Consider the following 17015-nt stretch of genomic DNA (forward strand, 5'->3'; position numbering starts at 1 on the left):
CGGGCTGGTGGAGTACATCAAGTACTACAACCAAGAGCGAATCAGATTGAAATTGAAGGGGCTAAGCCCGGTAAAGTACCGGGAACAGGCCCAAGCAGCCGCCTGACCCCACCGTCCAAGTCTCGGGGGTCACTTCATGGATGGGTTTACGGCGTCCCCCGACCCGCCTACCCACCCGGCCAAAGCCATGAACCCGCGCTTTCAGCGACCACCCAAACCCACCGCGGAGGGGCTCCGCCGTTCGCCGACCTTCGCCGAAGGCGCGCTTTCCACGGAAGAAATAATTTTCAGAGGACGTGTCGATTCCCAGCCCCCTGGTTCGTTGTACCCAGTGAAGGGCACGCACCACGCGTCCCACGGGAGACCAAAATGAAAGTGATGGTGATCGTGAAGGCCAACGCCGACTCCGAAGCCGGCCGCATGCCCAGCGAACAGGAACTGTCCGAAATGGGCGCCTTCAACGAACAACTGGTGGCCGCCGGCATCATGCTGGCCGGTGAAGGCCTGCACGCCACCCAGCGCGGCCGTCGCATTCATTTCGGCGCCGGGGCACCCAAGGTCGAGGCCGGTCCGTTCGGTCCTGCCAGCGAACAGATCGCCGGCTTCTGGCTGTGGGAGGTGCGGTCGCTGGACGAGGCCGTTGAATGGGCCAGCCGTGCGCCGTTCGGCGAGGGCGGCACGCTGGAACTGCGTCCCCTGATCTCCGCAGAAGACTTTGGTGAAGCCTTCACCCCCGAATTACAGCAGCAGGAACAGCGTCTGCGTGCACAGCTGGAAGGCTGACCCGATTCCTCTCCCAACCGGGCACGCCCCGGCACTACCACCCTGAACCGCACAACGGAGTATTGCCATGAGACTGATTCCCTTCCTCGGCTTCAGCGGCCAGGCCCACGAGGCAATGGCGTTCTATGCCAAGGCACTCGGTGGCCAGGTCACCTCGGAATTGAAGTACCGCGACATGCCGCCCTCCGATGGCTCGCCGGGCTGCAACGAAATGCCGCCGGAAACCCTCGACCACGTCGCGCACAGCCAGCTCGAGATCGGCAACGCCATCCTGATGGCAGCCGACGGCCCCGGCGGAGGCGAGGGCGGCTCGACCACCATCAATGTCGATGTCGACAGCATCGAAGAAGCCGAACGCGTGTTCGCCGCGCTGGCCGAAGGTGGCCAGGTGCAGATGCCGATCGGCGAAACGTTCTGGGCACATCGCTGGGGCATGCTGATCGACCGTTACGGCAAGCCGTGGATGGTCAACTGCATGAAGCAGCCCTGATCCCGCCTCTGTCATCCACAAGGAGCTTCAACGATGAGTGCACCACAACCGCAGATGATCTTCGTCAACCTGCCCGTGCAGGACCTGGAGAAGTCCAAGGCGTTCTTCACCGCGCTGGGCTACAGCTTCAATCCGACCTACACCAACGACGACGCGGCCGGCATGGTCATCAGCGAAAGCATCTACGTGATGCTGCTGACCCAGCCCTTCTTCCAGCAGTTCACCAACAAGCCGATTGCCGACGCGCACACCCACACCGAAGTGATCAACGCACTCTCGGCACCCAGTCGCAAGGCCGTTGACGAGTTGGTGGACAAGGCCCTGGCCGCCGGCGCCAGCGAACCGCAGCCGGCGCGCGACTACGGCTTCATGTACCAGCGTGGCTTCCAGGACCTGGACGGCCATCTCTGGGAGATCGCACACATGGACGGCGAGCCGGGCTGACGGCCGCCGCAGGAGAACCCGCATGGCTTACGTGGACGCTTACGTGCTGCCGTGCCCGCAGGACAAGGTGGCGGCCTACCGCCGCCTTGCCCGCAAGGCCGGCGCGGTGTGGAAGGACCATGGCGCGCTGCAGTACATGGAATGCGTGGCCGACGATGTGGAGCCGGGCAAGAGCACCTCGTTCCCGCGCGCGGTCAAGGCGAAACCGGGCGAGACGGTGATCGTCGCCTTCGTGGTGTTCCGCTCGCGCGCGGCACGCGACCGCATCAACGCAAAGGTGATGGCCGACCCGCGACTGGCGTCGCTGGGCCCGAAGGACATGCCGTTCGATACGAAGCGCATGTTCTGGGGCGGCTTCAAGCCGATTGTTGAAGCGTGAGCTACGGCGCTTGTGCGGGCCGGGCCTGCGTGCTGTGATCGGCGCATGCTCGAGCCCGCACTGACGCAGCGTCTGGAAACCCTCTGGCGGATGGAGTCGCCAGTGCTGATCGCGCGCCTGGCGCGGCTGCTCGGTGGCGATGTCGGCCGTGCCGAGGAACTGGCCCAGGACACCTGGCTGGCCGCGCTGGAGCGTTGGCCGGAGCAGGGCATCCCGGACAACCCCGGAGCCTGGCTGATGACCACCGCGCGCAACCGTGCCATCGATGTGCTGCGCCAGCACCAGCGCGTGGCGCAGCAGCACGCGCAATGGGGCGAGGAACTGCATCCGGCGGCGCTGCCGGCACCCGATGACAGCCAGGCGCTGGAGGACGACCTGGTCGATGACCTGCTGCGGCTGATGTTCGTGGCCTGCCATCCCGTGCTGCCGGCCGATGCGCGCGTGGCGCTCACCCTGCGCCTGCTCGGTGGCCTGACCACCGTGGAGATCGCGCGCGCGTTCCTGCAGCCGGAACCGACCATCGCCCAGCGCATCGTGCGCGCCAAGCGCACCCTGGCGCAGAAGCAGGTGCCCTATGAAGTGCCGCGCGCGGAGGCGATGCCGGAGCGCCTGGCCTCGGTGCTGGAGGCGATCTACCTGGTGTTCAACGAAGGCTATGCGGCCAGCGCCGGCGACGACTGGATGCGCCCGGCGCTGTGCGAGGAAGCGCTGCGGCTGGCCCGCATCCTGGCCCATCGGTTGCCGGTGCCGCCGGTACTGGGCCTGCTGGCCCTGATGGAGCTGCAGGCCTCGCGCGCAGCGGCGCGGGTGGACGCGCAGGGCGTGCCGGTGCTGCTGGACCAGCAGAACCGCGCACGCTGGGATTGGCTGCAGATCGAACGTGGGCAGCAGGTGCTGGCGCGTGCGCTGGCCGCGGGTGGTGGCGACGATCCCTACGTGCTGCAGGCGCGCATTGCGGCCTGCCATGCAGCGGCGCGCCGCCCCGAGGATACCGATTGGCCGCGCATTGCTGCGCTCTATGCACAGCTTCTGCAGGTGCAGCCTTCGCCAGTGGTGGCATTGAACCGGGTGGTGGCGATCCTGCGCAGCGACGGTCCCTTTGCCGCCTGGGCGCAGCTGCAGCCCTTGCTGGTCGACGCGCGCCTGCGTGACTACGCGCCGCTGCAGGTGGTGCGTGGCGAGCTGTTGCAGGCACTGGGGCGCGAGCAGGATGCGCGTGACGCTTTTGGCGAGGCGGCTCGGCTCAGCCAGAACCAGGCCGAGCGTGGACTGTTGCGGCAGCGGGCGGGCCTGCCCCCCACGGACTGAGCCGACAAGGACAGCACTTGTCGCCGCGCGCCTTAGCGGCTATGTTTCGCGCCCAGCGGACGCATCAGCGCCCGCATTCCGTGCGTATTGACCGAGGAGCGGTTGGATGTATTCAAGGACGAAGAGCGCATCGCGCGCTTTTGCGCGCCTGCTTGCCTGTGCCCTGTGCCTGGCCGTATGGCCGATGGCCGTGCAGGCCGCGGACAAATCGCAGCAGGCCTATTGGGCCGGTTTTGCCTATACCGCTGACGCCGCCGCCGTGCAGGCGACCACCCCACATGCGCATGCGGTGCTGGAACGGCGTGGCCTGATCCCGCTGAACCAGACGCTGGCGCAGTCGCTCAAGCGCCGCGCACCGGCCCACCTGGAGCTGATCGACCAGCCGGTGGCGATGCTCGACGGCACCACCAGCGCCACCGTGCTGGCCGCCGCGCTGGACCGCGAACTGGTCTCGGTCGAGCCGATCGGCGACCAGTACAAGGTGCTGGTGGAAGTGGCGCTGCAGGCGTTGTTCTTCGACTTCCGCGAGCGCCAGGTGATCGCGTCCTATCCGCTGACCCTGCAGCGCATCGACGTGCAGGATTACCGACCGGACAACGACGATATCGACGCGATCGTCGCCGATCTGCTGTATGGCGGCGCCGATACCAGCCTGTCGCAGGTGCTGGCGGCCAGCCTCGCCCAGGCCAGGTTGCCCGACGCGGCGGTGCGCCGTCTGCAGGTCGGTGGTGTAACCCTGTCCGACGCGGTCCGCGCCAAGCTGCCCGACCCGAAGTGGGAAGCGCCGCTGCGCGCCACCCTCGCCCATGAACTGTCCAAGACGCTGTCGTCCAACACCGGCGTCGGGCTGCTGCCGCCGGCCTCGGGCCAGGCGATCGGTGGCGCGATGGCTGCCCGCTTTGCCGACGGCAAGGTCTACCAGCTGAAGATTCCCGAGCCCGACTACGTCATCAACCTGCAGGTCGATGCACTGAAGAGCGGTGTGATCGAGGAAACCCCGGCGATGAAGACGATGCTGTTCGGCGCCTTCTTCACCGCCAAGGTGACCGAGCCGTTCTCGGGGAAGGTCTATTTCGAACAGCCACTGCGCAAGGGCGCCACCAAGGTGGTGCCGGCCACGCAGTGGCAGGTCGACCAGTGGTCGGCCAGCTACGAAACCCTGCTGGCCGGGCTCGACGCCTTCGCCGGCGCCGCCGCCAAGCGTGCCGATTCGCGCGCCTGGCTGGACGAACAGAAGCCGGGCGGCCGCCCGTTGCAACAGCAGACCCAAGCCCTCCAGGAGTTGATCAAGTCATGTCGTTGATGCGTACCATCCTGCTCATCCTCATCGCGCTGGTGGTGGCCTCGCCGGTCGCTGCGCAGACCGCGAGTTCGCGCGGCACCGGCTCGGCCAGCTACGGCCTGCGCCTGAGTGCCGATACCCGTGCCCAGGCCCTGAACAAGGCCAAGGTCAATGCCCTGGAGGCGTACATCGCCGAAACCGGTGCGGCCAAGCTGCGCCTGTTCGAAGCGCGCCGCGCCGAGTTCATCGGTGAGATCGACCGCTACGTGCTCAGCGCTGTGCCGCTGTCGGACACCGAAGACAAGAAAGCCAAGACCTACACCGTCACCGTCCGTGCCGAGATCAACACCACCCTGCTGCAGACCAAGCTGGATGCGGGTTCGGCCGTGGCCGGTGCCACCGCCGCGCAGCGCTCGCTGCTGACCTTCCTGTTCATGGCGCGCTCGCAGGACACCGTGCAGTCGTTCCAGGACAAGGAATACCGCCGCGTCGACGCCAGCAGCAGCTACAGCGAGAACACCCGTGAGGGTGACAGCTTCCGCGGCAACTCGATCAGCACCAACGGCAGCATCAACCAGAATGGTTCGGTGTCGGTCACCAGCGGCGGCAGCACCACCGCGCGCGCCGACAACATCACCTGGAAGGTGGCCAACGCCGCCGAGGTCAACACCGCGATGACCGGGGCCTTCAGCGCCGCGGGCTACGAAGTGGTTGAAGCCGAATACGTGGAAGGCGAATCGCGTGGCCTGCTCAGCATCGAGCGCATCCGCAAGGACTTCAGCACCGGCAACGACCTGGCCCCGGCCACCCTGCGTGACACCGCCAACGGCATCCGTGCGGCCAACATTCCGTACATCGCCGTCGGCACCCTCGACATCGGCATGCGCGACCGTGATCCGGCCAGTGGCAACACCCGCGTGTTCGTCACCGTCACCGGCAAGGTGCTGGATGTGACCGGTCGTTTCCCGCGCACCGTGTCGTCGGTCGGCCCGGTGCAGTTCTCCGGCACCGGCCCGAATGAAACCGTGGCCCGTACCAATGCCCTGCAGCTGGCTGCCGAAAAGGCCGCCCAGCAGATGATCAACGAACTGAACGTCAAGGCGGTCCGCTGATCCGCCGCCCCCGTGGGTGCCGAGCGCGCTCGGCATCCACCGGGGCTTACCGATTCCCCACGTGCCGCACCGCGGCCGTCTCTCCCAAAGGACTCTCACATGATCCGCAATACCGCTCTTGTCCTGGCCATCGCGGCCGCCACCCTGTCGATGCCGGCGCACGCTGGCCTGGGCAAGCTGAAGGACCTGGCCGGCGCCGCCACCGGTACCTCCAGCAGCAGCGCCTCCAGCGCCGCCGCACCGGATGAAGCCGCGCAGGAAGCACTGGTGCGTCGTTTCGTCAGCTCGCAGTCGCACTCGCTGCAGGCCCAGACCTCGTTCGCCCGTGCCTTCGGCCTGGCCGAGCAGGTGCAGCTGCTGGAAGCCGAGCGCCAGGCGCTGTCGTCGGGTTCGGTCAGCGTCGATGCGATGAAGAAGTCGGTGTCGGTCAGCGAAGCCGCTCAGGCCGCGATCGACGAGCGCCAGGCCGCGCAGCCGGAGCTGAACGCTGAATCCAAGCAGCACTATGCCGAAGGCCTGGTCTCGCTGCTGGCGTCGGCTGCCGAAGCGCAGAAGCTGGGCGGCGAAGCCAGCAACTTCACCGCCGGCATGAAGAACCTGGGCGCCACCCAGATGGCCACCGTCGGCCGCAAGCTGGCTGCCGGTGCATGGGTGGCCAAGGAATCGCCGGGCTTCATCCAGGGCCTGTACGGCTCGACCAAGTCGGCCGTGACCTTCGCCAAGAAGAGCAAGGTGAAGGTGCCGTCGAACGCCGATTCGATGCTCGACTCGATCTGATCCGAGGATCAACCCCATGCGTACGACCTCCCGTTTGATCGGCCTGGGCCTGGCTGCCGTGCTGCTTGCAGCCTGCGGCAAGCAGGACACCCCGGCCGCCAATGCGCCCACACCCGCCAAGGACAAGGCAACCAGTGCACTGGCCAGCAATGCGCCAGTGGAAGCAGCGCCCCTGCGTGGCACGCCGGATTTCGGCGGCACCACCCAGGTCGCGCGCGAGGCCGACGGCATCGGCAGCACCCCGGAACTGGCGGTGCTGGCGGCGCTGCAGTCGGCGGTGGCGCAGGTCAACGGCGTACGCGTGGCCAGCCAGATGCAGGGCCTGCGCGCAGGCCTGCATGTGGACGTGGATGATGAACACGTCGGCGATATCCGCGCCGACGCGTTCACCCAGCAGATGATCGCCGGCTCGCAGGGCGCGGTGCTGGGCTATGAAATCCTGTCGCAGGACGAAGTGCGGCAGCTGGACGAGGAAACCATCGCCCGCGTGCGCGCCAGCGATGAAGGCTGGAGCTTCAAGGGCTCGGCCTCTGCCAGCGCCTCTGGCGAAGCCACGGCCAAGGGCGGCGGTGCCTCGGCCAGCGTCAGGGAAAGCTACGACGAGAAGGTCAGCGTCGATGCCAAGCGTGGCGCAAGCTCGTTCGATTCCGACGTGACCCACCGCAGCATGCGCAGCTACTGGAAGGTACGCGTGCGTGCCCAGATCGCCCAGTACCGCGCACCGGACGAGCAGGGCAAGCCGAAGATCGTGGTCGCGCTGCCGCGTACGAAGGCCGGCAGCTATGCCGTGGGCGATGGCCGCGTGAGCGCCGATGAAGTGGCCGACGCGATCCGCGCACGCCTGTCCGACACGTTGACCCAGACCCAGCGCTTCATCGTGCTGGATCGCGAGTTCGGCGACGAACTGCAGGCCGAGATCGACCACATCAACAGCGGCAACGTGCGTTTGCAGGACACTGCCCGCGTCGGCCAGCAGCTGGCGACCGACCTGATCCTGATCCCGACCATCGAACGCTTCGAGTACCCGCGCAGCGTGCGCAACCTGCGCATGTCCGACCGTCAGGTGACCTCGTACTCCGGTGGCGGCCGCATCACCCTGCGCCTAATCAACGCCACCACCGGCCAGGTGGTGATGTCCGACAGCTTCGACCACCAGTTGGCCTCGACCGGCCCGAGCACCCTGCCGCGTGTGGTGAACGGCCGCAACATGGCTGCGGCGATGATGGAATCGCTGTCCGGCCAGATCGGCACCAGCATCGTCACCACGCTGTTCCCGGTATCGGTGGTGTCGGTGGACGGTGACCAGGTGGTGCTGAGCCAGGGCGGTGACACCGTGCAGGCCGGCCAGCGCTGGCAGGCCGTGCGCCTGGGCGAGGAACTGAAGGACCCACAGACTGGCCGTTCGCTGGGCCGCAGCGAACACCCGTGCTGCACCATCCGCATCGACCGCGTGGCTGCGCAGACCTCGTACGGCACCATCGAAGATGGCGTTGACGCGATGCGCGGCGGCTTCCGTCCGGGCCAGATCGAACTGCGCCAGAAGCTGGGCAGCAAGCCGGCTGCCGCTGCTGCTGGCGCAACGGCCTCGGCAGCACCGGCTACCGCCGCGCGCCCGGTGGCCAAGCCGAAGCCCAAGCCTGCTGCCGCCCCGGCCGAAGACCCGAACTGGTAACACGCCCAAGCAACACACAGATGGGGTCAGAGCCCTTTCCTGCCGGGAAAGGGATCTGACCCCTTCGTGTTTCCGTTCGTGTCGACCAAGGTCGAGACCCCACCAACAGCAGCCGGACCCACCCCGCCTACCCTCAGGAAACCAGCTTTTGCTGTTGCTTCGGCTGTTGCCGTTGTTTCGGCAGGCGCAGGGCGCAGCCCTGCCGAATCCCATTACACTCCAGAAGGATTTCCCTGCTGGAGAGAGCAATGAAACGAGTGGTACTGGGCGTGCTGGCCCTGTCGGTGTCGAGCGCACTGATGGCGGCCACCCCGAAATTCGATGGCGCGCGGATCTCCGCCGACGTCAAGGAACTGGCCTCCGACGCCTACGAAGGCCGCTCGCCGGCCACCGCCGGCGAAGAGAAGACCATCGCCTATCTCAGCAAGCAGTTCGCCGATGCCGGGCTGCAGCCGGGCGGCGACCTGAAGGACGGCAAGCGCCTGTGGACCCAGGCCGTGCCGCTGCGCAAGGGCGACATCGTCGGCACACCGCAGCTGGCGCTGCACCAGGGCGGCAAGACCGTTACGCTGGAGCAGGGCAAGCAGATTGCCGTGCGCGCCGCCATGAACGGCGCCAGCAACGTCGACATCAGCAAGGCCCCGCTGGTGTTCCTCGGCTATGGCGTGAAAGCGCCGGAGCGCAACTGGGACGACTTCAAGGGCGTGGACCTGAAGGGCAAGATCGCCGTCGTACTGATCAACGATCCGGACTTCGAGACCGGCCAGGGTGATTTCGACGGCAAGGGCATGACCTACTACGGCCGCTGGACCTACAAGTACGAGGAAGGCGCGCGCCAGGGTGCACTGGGCGTGCTGATCGTGCACGAGACCGCACCGGCCTCCTATGGCTGGGCCACCGTGGCCGGTTCCAACACCAACACCATGTTCGACGTGGTGCGCGACAACCCGGCCGAAAGCCACCCGCTGCTGGAAGGCTGGATCCAGCGCGACCTGGCGGTGGAGCTGTTCCGCTCCGCCGGGCAGGACTTCGAGGCGCTGAAGAAGAAGGCGCAGCAGCGCGACTTCACCCCGGTGCCGCTGACCGGCGCCAGCCTGGACGCCAAGTACGCGGTAAAGACCGAAGTGATCACCTCGCACAACGTGGCCGCACGCCTGGAAGGCAGCCGCCACCCGGACGAGACGATCATCTACAGCGCGCACTGGGACCACATCGGCGTGGGCGAGCCGGACGCGCGTGGCGACCGCATCTTCAACGGCGCACTGGACAACGCCAGCGGTACCGCCTCGCTGATCGAGCTTGCCCGTGGCTTCGCCAAGGAAAAGCGCCCGCAGCGCTCGCTGCTGTTCCTGGCGGTCACCGCCGAGGAAAAGGGCCTGCTGGGGTCGGAGTACTACGCCACCCATCCGCTGTACCCGCTGGAAAAGACCGTGGCGGTGATCAACATGGACGGCATGGCGCCGTTCGGCCCGTCGCGTGACTTCGGCATCTACGGCGCCGCGCGTTTCGAGCTGCTGGACCAGCTGAAGGACGTGGCCAAGGGCTGGGATATCCGCTACACGCCGGACCCGAAGCCGGAAGCGGGCCTGTTCTTCCGCTCCGATCACTTCCCGTTCGCCAAGCGTGGCGTGCCGGCGCTGTCCTGGTCGGCCGGCCAGGACTGGGTGGACGGTGGCGTCGCCGCAGGCAAGAAAGCCTCCGAGGACTACACCGCCAAGCGTTACCACCAGCAGGGCGACGAATGGCAGCCGGACTGGGTGTTCGCCGGTGCCGCCCGCGACCTGGAAGTGCTGTACACGCTGGGCAACCAGCTGGCCAACTCCCGTGCCTGGCCGAACTGGAGCAAGGACGAGTCGTTCCGCGCCGTGCGTGACGCCAGCGCCGGCCAGCGCAAGTAAGAAGCACCGGTAGTGCCGGCCGCTGGCCGGCACTGCTGCCAGGTTTGCGGACATAACGGGATGCCGGCCAGCGGCCGGCACTACCAGAACGGCTTCCATCCGCACTTTCCGGCCCTTCGTCGCAGGCCGCTTGCTTGCCCGGCCGGCCGCCCTATGCTCGGCTCACCCCCTTCCTCCAAGGCGCCGCCGTGTTCGCCAGCCTCTCACTCCTGTTCCGTCACCTGCTGGCCTGGGCTGCGGCGCTGTTCGTCGCTGGCATGGTCTGGAGCGGCATCTTCAGTGGCATGAACGATGGCCCGGGCTGGATTTTCGGCCTGCTGGCGATGTTCCTGATCATTTCCGCGCTGGGCAGTGCCATCACCCACATCCGCCGGGTCTGGCTGGTGGCCGGTCGCCTGGACGCCACCACCCCGTCCGGTCGCCAGCGCCGCCAGATCGAACTGCCGATGGACGCCGGCCACGCCTTCTCGGTGGTGGAGGCGGCAATCTCCGAACTACCCCGCGTGGAAGACGTGGAAAGCTCGGCCGGCAGCCTGCAGGTGCGCGCCTATGTGCGCCGGGTCGATCTCTGGAATGGCCGCCAGCCGTCGCGCTGGAACCTGCCTGCGCGGCTGGCGATCAAGCGCAACAGCGTGCTGGCAACGGTCACGCCGGGGCAGGGCACCAGCACCGTTACCCTGCTGTTCGAACCCGATGCCGGCTGGTGGGCCGACCTGCTGGCGCTGGACGAGGGCAGCAACTTCGAGAACGCTGAAGCAGTCACCCGTGCGATCAGTCGCCGCGTCGCCGACCAGCGCCGCGACGAACAGGCTGCGGCCGAACAGACCCAGGTGGAAAAGGAACTGTCGGTGGCGCGGCTGAACCTGCTGCATGCGCAGGTGGAACCGCACTTCCTCTACAACACGCTGGCCAACGCGCAGGTATTGACCCGCACCGACCCGGCACGGGCCGAGCAGATGCTCGGCCACCTGATCCAGTACCTGCGCAGCTCGTTGCCACAGGTGGACGAATCGGTGTCCACGCTGGGCGTGGAGCTGGAACGCACCCGCGCCTACCTGGAGATCCTGCGCATCCGCATGGGCGCACGGCTGGCGGTGGAAGTGCAGGTGCCCAGCGAACTGCATGGCGTGCACCTGCCGGCGATGGCGCTGCAGACGCTGGTGGAAAACGCGATCAAGCATGGCCTTGAACCCAAGCCCGGCGGAGGCACGATCTGGATCCTGGCGCGCGGCTTCGACGACCACGTGACGGTGACCGTGGCCGACGATGGGCTCGGCTTCGGCCAGGGCACCAGTGGTACCGGCATCGGCCTGAAGAACCTGCGCGAGCGCCTGCGCCTGACCTGTGGTGAGCAGGCCGGCGTGGCGATCGTCGCCAACTTCCCCAGCGGCGTGGCAGCGACCATGACCCTGCCGCAGTCGCACAAGGAGCGCAGCCATGCCGCTTGAGGCACTGATCGCTGAAGACGAAGAACTGCTGCGGCAGTCGCTGGTGGAGCAACTTCGCCGGCTGTGGCCGGACCTGAAGCTGGTGGCCGAGTGCGAAGACGGCGCCAGCGCGCTGGAGCAGCTGGCCGAGAAGCAGCCGGACATCGCCTTTCTCGATATCCGCATGCCTGGCATCAGCGGCATCGAGGTGGCACGCTCGCTGTCCGAGCTGAGCCCGCGCACCCAGGTAGTGTTCGTCACCGCCTACGACCAGTACGCCATCGATGCGTTCGAACAGGGCGCGATGGATTACCTGTTGAAGCCGGTCAGCGACGAGCGCCTGCTGGCCACCCGCGAACGCATCCTGTCGCGGCTGCCATCGACGCGCCAGGACGATGCCGTGCTCGAGCGCCTGCTGCAGCGGCTGGGCCCATCGCAGGGCGCGGCCGAGCGCCCGCCACTGGCCTGGATCACCGCCAGCAATGGGCGCGAGACGCAGCTGATCATGCTGGAAGACGTGGCGTACTTCCGCGCGGACAACAAGTACACGACCGTGGTCACCGCCAGCGGCGAAAGCCTGCTGCGCACGCCATTGCGCGAGCTGCTGGAAGTGCTCGATGCGCAGCACTTCCGCCAGATCCATCGTTCGACCATCGTCAACATGAAGGCAGTGGCGGCGGTCAGCCGCGACGATACCGGGCGCGGCGTGCTGCGCCTGCGCGGGCGGACGGAGACGCTGGTGGTCAGCCAGCCGTTCATGAGCCTGTTCCGCGGCATGTAGCCGCAGCCGCATCCCCCTGCACCGAGGAATGAACATGTCCCGTCTGCTGATTGCGTGCGTTGCCGTGCTGGCACTGGCCGGCTGCGAAAAATCCCGCAACACCTCGATCACCCGCACCCATGCCAACGGCGTGGACACGTTGTACAGCAAGAGTACGGTGGTCGATGGCGAGGCGCGCTTTCAGTGCATTGCCAGCAGCAGTGGCCACTGCCATTACCTGGTGCTGGACCCAGCGTGCAGCACCGATGCCGCGTGCACCACACCGCCGCTGCGCCGGTTTGCCGTTGCAGCAGGCAAGACCGAGGCCATGCGTGGGCTACCCGACGGCTTCCGCCAGTGCGTCAGCCAGGACCCGATAGAACACTGCCACCGTGAGTGATCACGGTGGCAGTGTGGGTCCCCCCGCTTCCCTGAAGGCTCAGTAGGCAGGTTGCAGTGTCAGGTCGTGATGGTGCTCGGTCTCGCCCACATGGTTGAGGCGGCCGACCAGTTCGGAGTGCTGCTTCATCCGGCCGATCTCGGTCATGATGCGGATGTCCTCGTGGCGCAGTTCGCGCCTGGCGGTGACCGCCTGCTTATAGTCCAGCACTTCCGGGTAGTGCTCGGCCAGGTCCAGCGCCTCGGCCACGTGCTCCACGCTGTCGGCCTTGGAACTGATGCGGGCGCGGCTGTTGAACGCCTTCATCCAGCGCTCGAAGCCGGCCTGCTGATCGAACATGTTGGCCATGAACCAGATCACGAACAGGATCGAGACCCACGAGCCGAACACGATCACCACGCGGGTGAAGGTGATATGGAAGTCGTCGCGCCACAGGTAGTTGGCGATCAGGCCCAGGATCAGCAGCGAGGCCGCCTGCCAGCCGACGATCGAGGCGATCAGCCACTGGCACTTGGCCTGGGCCAGCACAGCCACTTCATCGCGGATCTGCTGCTCGCTGAGGTTGCGCCAGTGCGCCACCTGTTTGTCGAACGGGCTGCTGTAGAGCTCGTTGTCGCGAAGCAGAATTCCCAAACCCTTGAACAAGGCAATCATGGCTGGCTCCTTGTGGAACGTGCGTCGATCAGCATTGGACGGTGTGGCGGATCCAGTTCTAGCACTTCCAGCGAGCCGTGCAATGGGGGCAATGCCAAGCGGCGCAAGGGTTTGACCGGTGGGAGTGAAAATTGATGCGACGCAGCATCGCAGTCACGGCCTGCGACAGGATGTCGCAGGGTGAAACGTGCTGCGACCGCACATGAAACCGTCGCTGAGCGGGGAGGCTCGCCGCCAGAGGCGTGATCGCCGAGAATCGGAGCCAACCGCGCAAGACGCGACTGTTCTTCCGCCTCTTCTGGACCTGTGATGCCGGCTTTGCTGCAGCGACTCTCCCGCCCCGTCACGGCGCCGATCCGACGCTGGGTACTGGACGCCTTCCCGCGCGGCCAGAGTGGTATCGACTACGACCATCCGCAGGGCGACCCGGGCTGGTTCGGCCCGGACAGCGTCACCTGGCGGCTGCACGCCGAATTTCCCTCGATGCTCGCCGGTGGCCTGTGCGCGCTGATGCTGCAGACCCTGCACCCACGCGCGCTGGCCGGGGTCTATGACCACTCCAATTTCCGCCAGGACCTGGTGGGTCGGCTGCGCCGCACCACGGCCTTCGTTGCCGGCACCAGCTATGCGCCCAGCGGCGAGGTGGAGGCGCTGGTGGCCAGGGTGCGCCGCATCCATGCGCAGATCCGCGGCCAGACCGCGCAGGGCGAGCCCTACGCCGCCGACGATCCGCAGTTGCTGACCTGGGTGCACGTGACCGAAGCCTTCGGTTTCCTGCAGGGGTTCCGACGCTACGGGCGCGAGGTGCCGGCGCACATCGCCGATCGCTATTACGACGAGTACCGTTGCGTGGCCGAGGCACTGGGCGCGGTGGATGTGCCGCGCAGCGAAGCGGAAGTGGCGGCGTACTTCTGTGCACGTCAGCCGGAGCTGCGTGTGGATGAGCGCTCGCGCGAGGTGCTGGAGGTGCTGTCCGGCGTGCGCCTGCCGGTACCGGTGCCGGGGCTGTCGCGCGAGGTGTTCCTCGGTGCGGGCGCGGCGCTGCTGCCGGACTGGGCCGAAGGCATGCTTGCACGCAGTGGCCGTCAGCGCGCCCAGGCTGCGGCGTCTGCGAAGCTGATGCAGGGCATGGCGCCGCTGTTCCGCCGTGCGCTGCCCGACGGCCTCGCCAGCCGCGCCTGTGCACGCATGGGCGCGCCGGTGGAGATCCTGCGCGAGTGGCCCGCGGTTGCCTGGTAGGTGCCAACCTTGGTTGGCACGCTTTTCGCGGTGCCGCGGAAGCGCCAACCAAGGTTGGCAGCTACCCGCAAGTGAAACGGGCGCCTTGCGGCGCCCGTTCCGGTTACATCACCACACCTTGACCCGCTTGTCCGGGGCCAGGTACAGCTTCTGGCCTTCCTTCACCTCGAACGCCGGGTACCAGGCGTCGATGTTGCGCACGGTCAGTGCGCGGAACTGGCCCGGTGCATGCACATCGGTCAGCAGCGAGTTGCGCAGCGCCTGCTCGCGGCTCTTGCTGCGCCACGCCTGGGCGAAGCCGAGGAAGAAGCGCTGGTCCGGGGTAAAGCCTTCCAGGGTCTGGCCCGGCTTGCCCTGCAGCGACAGCTGGTAGGCATCGTAGGCGGTGCCCAGGCCGGCCACGTCGGCAATGTTCTCGCCCAGGGTCAGCTTGCCGTTCACATGCACGCCGGGGAACGGCTCGTAGCTGCTGAACTGCGCGGCCAGTGCATCACCGGCGGCGTTGAACTGCTTCAGGTCCTCGGCGGTCCACCAGTTGTGCAGCTTGCCGGTTTCATCGAACAGCGCGCCGGCGTTGTCGAAGCCATGGCTGATCTCGTGGCCGATCACCGCGCCGATCGCACCGTAGTTCACCGCGTCGTCGGCGGCGCCGTCGAAGAACGGCGGCTGCAGGATCGCGGCCGGGAACACCAGGCGATTCTCCAGCGGTACGTTCATCGCGTTGATGGTCTGCGGCAGCATCGCCCACTCGCTGTGGTCGACCGGCTTGCCCAGCTTGGCGATGTTGCGCTGGTACTCGAACAGCTCGGCGCGCTGCGCATTGCCCAGCGGGTCATCACGGCGGATCTCAAGGCCGGTGTAGTCGCGCCACTTTTCCGGATAGCCCATGCCCACGGTCAGGCCGGCCACCTTCGCCTTGGCGCTCGCCTTGGTCTGCGGGGACATCCACGCCAACGCGTCGATGCGCTTGGCGAAGGCGGCGATGATGTTCTTGGCCATCTCGTCCGCGCGTTCCTTGGTCTTCGCGTCGAAGTGCTTCTCGACATAGCGCTTGCCGATCGCTTCGCCGACGGCATGGTTGGCATCATCCACGGCGCGCTTCCAGCGGTCGCTCTGCTGCGGCGTGCCGCTCAGCGCGGTGCCATGGAAGGCGAAGCGGGCATCGGCGAACTTCTTCGGCAGGTAGGCGGCGGCACGGTCCAGCGCGTGGAAGGCCAGGTAGTCCTTCCACACCTCCAGTGGCTCGGTGGCGACCAGCCTGGACAGGCCGGCCACGGCCTTGGGCTGCCACACGATGAAGTCCTGCTGCTTGCCCAGCGCGGCCGCGTCGAGGAAGGCGTTCCAGTCCATGCCGGGCGCCTTGGCATTGAAGTCGGCCTGGGTCCACGGATTGGCACCCTTGGTCACATCATTGGTTTCTTCCTGGGTGGCATGCGCCTGCGCGATCTTCGTTTCCAGTGCCAGGATGCGCTGCGCCTTGCCGGCCGGATCGGCCACACCGGCCAGCTGCAGCATCTGCGCGATGTAGGCCTGGTACTGCTTGCGCAGCTCGGCCATGCGGCCGCCGCCCAGGTAGAAATCGCGGTCGGGCATGCCCAGCCCGCCCTGCACCAGGTACGGCGCGGTGCGGTCCGGCTGCAGCAGGTCCACCGACACCCACAGGCCGAACAGGCGGTCGGTGTAGAAGTTGGTGGCATTGAGCAGGTCGACGTCGGCGCGCAGGTCGCCGCCGAGGGCGCGGGCCAGCCCGGCCTTGTCGGCGATCGCATCGATCGCCTTCAGCTGCGGCTGCACCGGCGCCAGACCGCGCTGCTCGATGCCAGCCTCATCCATGTAGGCGGCGTAGTAATCGCCGATCAGCTTGTCGTCACCGCTGGCCTTGGTGTTGCCGGCCGCCCCTTCAAGGATGGCGCGGGTATCGGCCAGGGTCTTCTCGGCAATGACGTTGAAGCTGCCGAAGCGCGAGCGGTCGGCCGGAATCTCGGTGTTCTTCACCCAGGTGCCATTGGCGAAGCCGAAGAAGTCGTCGCCGGCGGCGATGCTGCGATCCATGCCGCTGGCATCGAAGCCGAAACTGCCCAGCATCGGCTTGGCCGCAGCGGGGGCGGCATCGGCCGGCGCGGTGGCACCGGCGGCCGGTTCGGCCGGGCGGTCACAGGCGGCCAGGGACAGGCTGGCAACGATGGCCAGCGCCAGGGTGGGACGGCGCAGCTTGGACATGGACTTCTCTTGCAGCGGAAAACCCCAAGTCTAATCCGCTCCGGCGCCACTGGCCGCGTCCTTGCGCCGCCCGTCCTGTGCAGGATCTGGCTGAACGCGCAGACGCGATCTTCACGCCGTCACCGGGGTGGTGCATGCTGGACCCTGGAGCCCTGCGCGGACACGGGGAG

The 17015-nt window shown here is 67.2% G+C and carries 17 protein-coding genes; 15 read left to right on the forward strand and 2 right to left on the reverse strand.

All coding sequences use genetic code 11. The features are described from left to right. The 14 genes from AC5P8U_RS15465 to AC5P8U_RS15530 all read left to right on the forward strand — a co-directional run. Positions 1–106 (forward strand): IS3 family transposase (locus AC5P8U_RS15465; RefSeq protein WP_188248811.1); only part of this gene is annotated, 106 nt, incomplete at its 5' end. A gap of 263 nt (positions 107–369) precedes the next feature. Continuing rightward, complete coding sequence (locus AC5P8U_RS15470; RefSeq protein ID WP_032953878.1) at positions 370–783, forward strand: YciI family protein; 414 nt, start codon at positions 370–372, stop codon at positions 781–783. Between the two features lie 67 nt (positions 784–850). After that, positions 851–1273, forward strand: coding sequence for a VOC family protein (locus AC5P8U_RS15475; protein WP_088496423.1), 423 nt, complete (start codon positions 851–853; stop codon positions 1271–1273). A gap of 33 nt (positions 1274–1306) precedes the next feature. Next, positions 1307–1717, forward strand: coding sequence for a VOC family protein (locus AC5P8U_RS15480; RefSeq protein ID WP_005415091.1), 411 nt, complete (start codon positions 1307–1309; stop codon positions 1715–1717). Positions 1718–1739: 22 nt separating this feature from the next. Beyond that, on the forward strand, positions 1740–2096 hold the full coding sequence (locus tag AC5P8U_RS15485; protein ID WP_032128771.1) for a DUF1428 domain-containing protein: 357 nt from the start codon (positions 1740–1742) through the stop codon (positions 2094–2096). Between the two features lie 45 nt (positions 2097–2141). Beyond that, positions 2142–3404, forward strand: a complete 1263-nt coding sequence (locus AC5P8U_RS15490) for an RNA polymerase sigma factor (RefSeq protein WP_495214210.1) — start codon at positions 2142–2144, stop codon at positions 3402–3404. A gap of 106 nt (positions 3405–3510) precedes the next feature. Then, positions 3511–4707 carry a hypothetical protein gene (locus tag AC5P8U_RS15495; protein WP_088496425.1) on the forward strand — a complete coding sequence of 399 codons (1197 nt, stop codon included), beginning with the start codon at positions 3511–3513 and terminating at the stop codon, positions 4705–4707. After that, positions 4698–5798 (forward strand): hypothetical protein, encoded by a 1101-nt coding sequence (locus AC5P8U_RS15500; RefSeq protein WP_439426564.1) that lies wholly within the window; start codon positions 4698–4700, stop codon positions 5796–5798. The genes AC5P8U_RS15495 and AC5P8U_RS15500 overlap by 10 nt, the downstream gene beginning before the upstream one ends. 99 nt (positions 5799–5897) lie before the next feature. Continuing rightward, positions 5898–6575, forward strand: a complete 678-nt coding sequence (locus tag AC5P8U_RS15505; protein WP_005415096.1) for a hypothetical protein — start codon at positions 5898–5900, stop codon at positions 6573–6575. 16 nt (positions 6576–6591) lie between these two features. Next, positions 6592–8247 (forward strand): CsgG/HfaB family protein, encoded by a 1656-nt coding sequence (locus AC5P8U_RS15510; RefSeq protein WP_353080496.1) that lies wholly within the window; start codon positions 6592–6594, stop codon positions 8245–8247. A 248-nt stretch (positions 8248–8495) separates the two neighbouring features. Further along, positions 8496–10145, forward strand: coding sequence for a M28 family metallopeptidase (locus AC5P8U_RS15515; protein WP_439426565.1), 1650 nt, complete (start codon positions 8496–8498; stop codon positions 10143–10145). Between the two features lie 188 nt (positions 10146–10333). Next, the gene (locus AC5P8U_RS15520) at positions 10334–11593 is read left to right on the forward strand and encodes a sensor histidine kinase (RefSeq protein ID WP_495214211.1); all 1260 of its coding nucleotides are present in this window, start codon (positions 10334–10336) and stop codon (positions 11591–11593) included. Further along, positions 11583–12353 carry a LytR/AlgR family response regulator transcription factor gene (locus AC5P8U_RS15525; protein WP_134968927.1) on the forward strand — a complete coding sequence of 257 codons (771 nt, stop codon included), beginning with the start codon at positions 11583–11585 and terminating at the stop codon, positions 12351–12353. Before AC5P8U_RS15520 ends, AC5P8U_RS15525 begins: the two co-directional genes overlap by 11 nt. A gap of 34 nt (positions 12354–12387) precedes the next feature. Then, positions 12388–12732, forward strand: a complete 345-nt coding sequence (locus tag AC5P8U_RS15530; protein ID WP_031270794.1) for a hypothetical protein — start codon at positions 12388–12390, stop codon at positions 12730–12732. Between the two features lie 39 nt (positions 12733–12771). On the opposite strand, the gene AC5P8U_RS15535 is transcribed toward AC5P8U_RS15530, so the two are convergent. After that, entirely contained in the window at positions 12772–13386 is a 615-nt protein-coding gene (locus AC5P8U_RS15535) for a hypothetical protein (RefSeq protein WP_049411437.1), read from the reverse strand. Positions 13387–13695: 309 nt separating this feature from the next. Here AC5P8U_RS15535 and AC5P8U_RS15540 point away from each other — a divergent pair, with 309 nt between their 5' ends. Next, positions 13696–14625 carry an oxygenase MpaB family protein gene (locus AC5P8U_RS15540; RefSeq protein ID WP_072167724.1) on the forward strand — a complete coding sequence of 310 codons (930 nt, stop codon included), beginning with the start codon at positions 13696–13698 and terminating at the stop codon, positions 14623–14625. Between the two features lie 108 nt (positions 14626–14733). On the opposite strand, the gene AC5P8U_RS15545 is transcribed toward AC5P8U_RS15540, so the two are convergent. Continuing rightward, entirely contained in the window at positions 14734–16845 is a 2112-nt protein-coding gene (locus tag AC5P8U_RS15545; protein WP_334271499.1) for a M13 family metallopeptidase, read from the reverse strand. Between the last annotated feature and the right edge of the window lie 170 nt (positions 16846–17015).

The sequence above is a fragment of the Stenotrophomonas sp. YJH_SMC_81 genome (assembly GCF_059370875.1).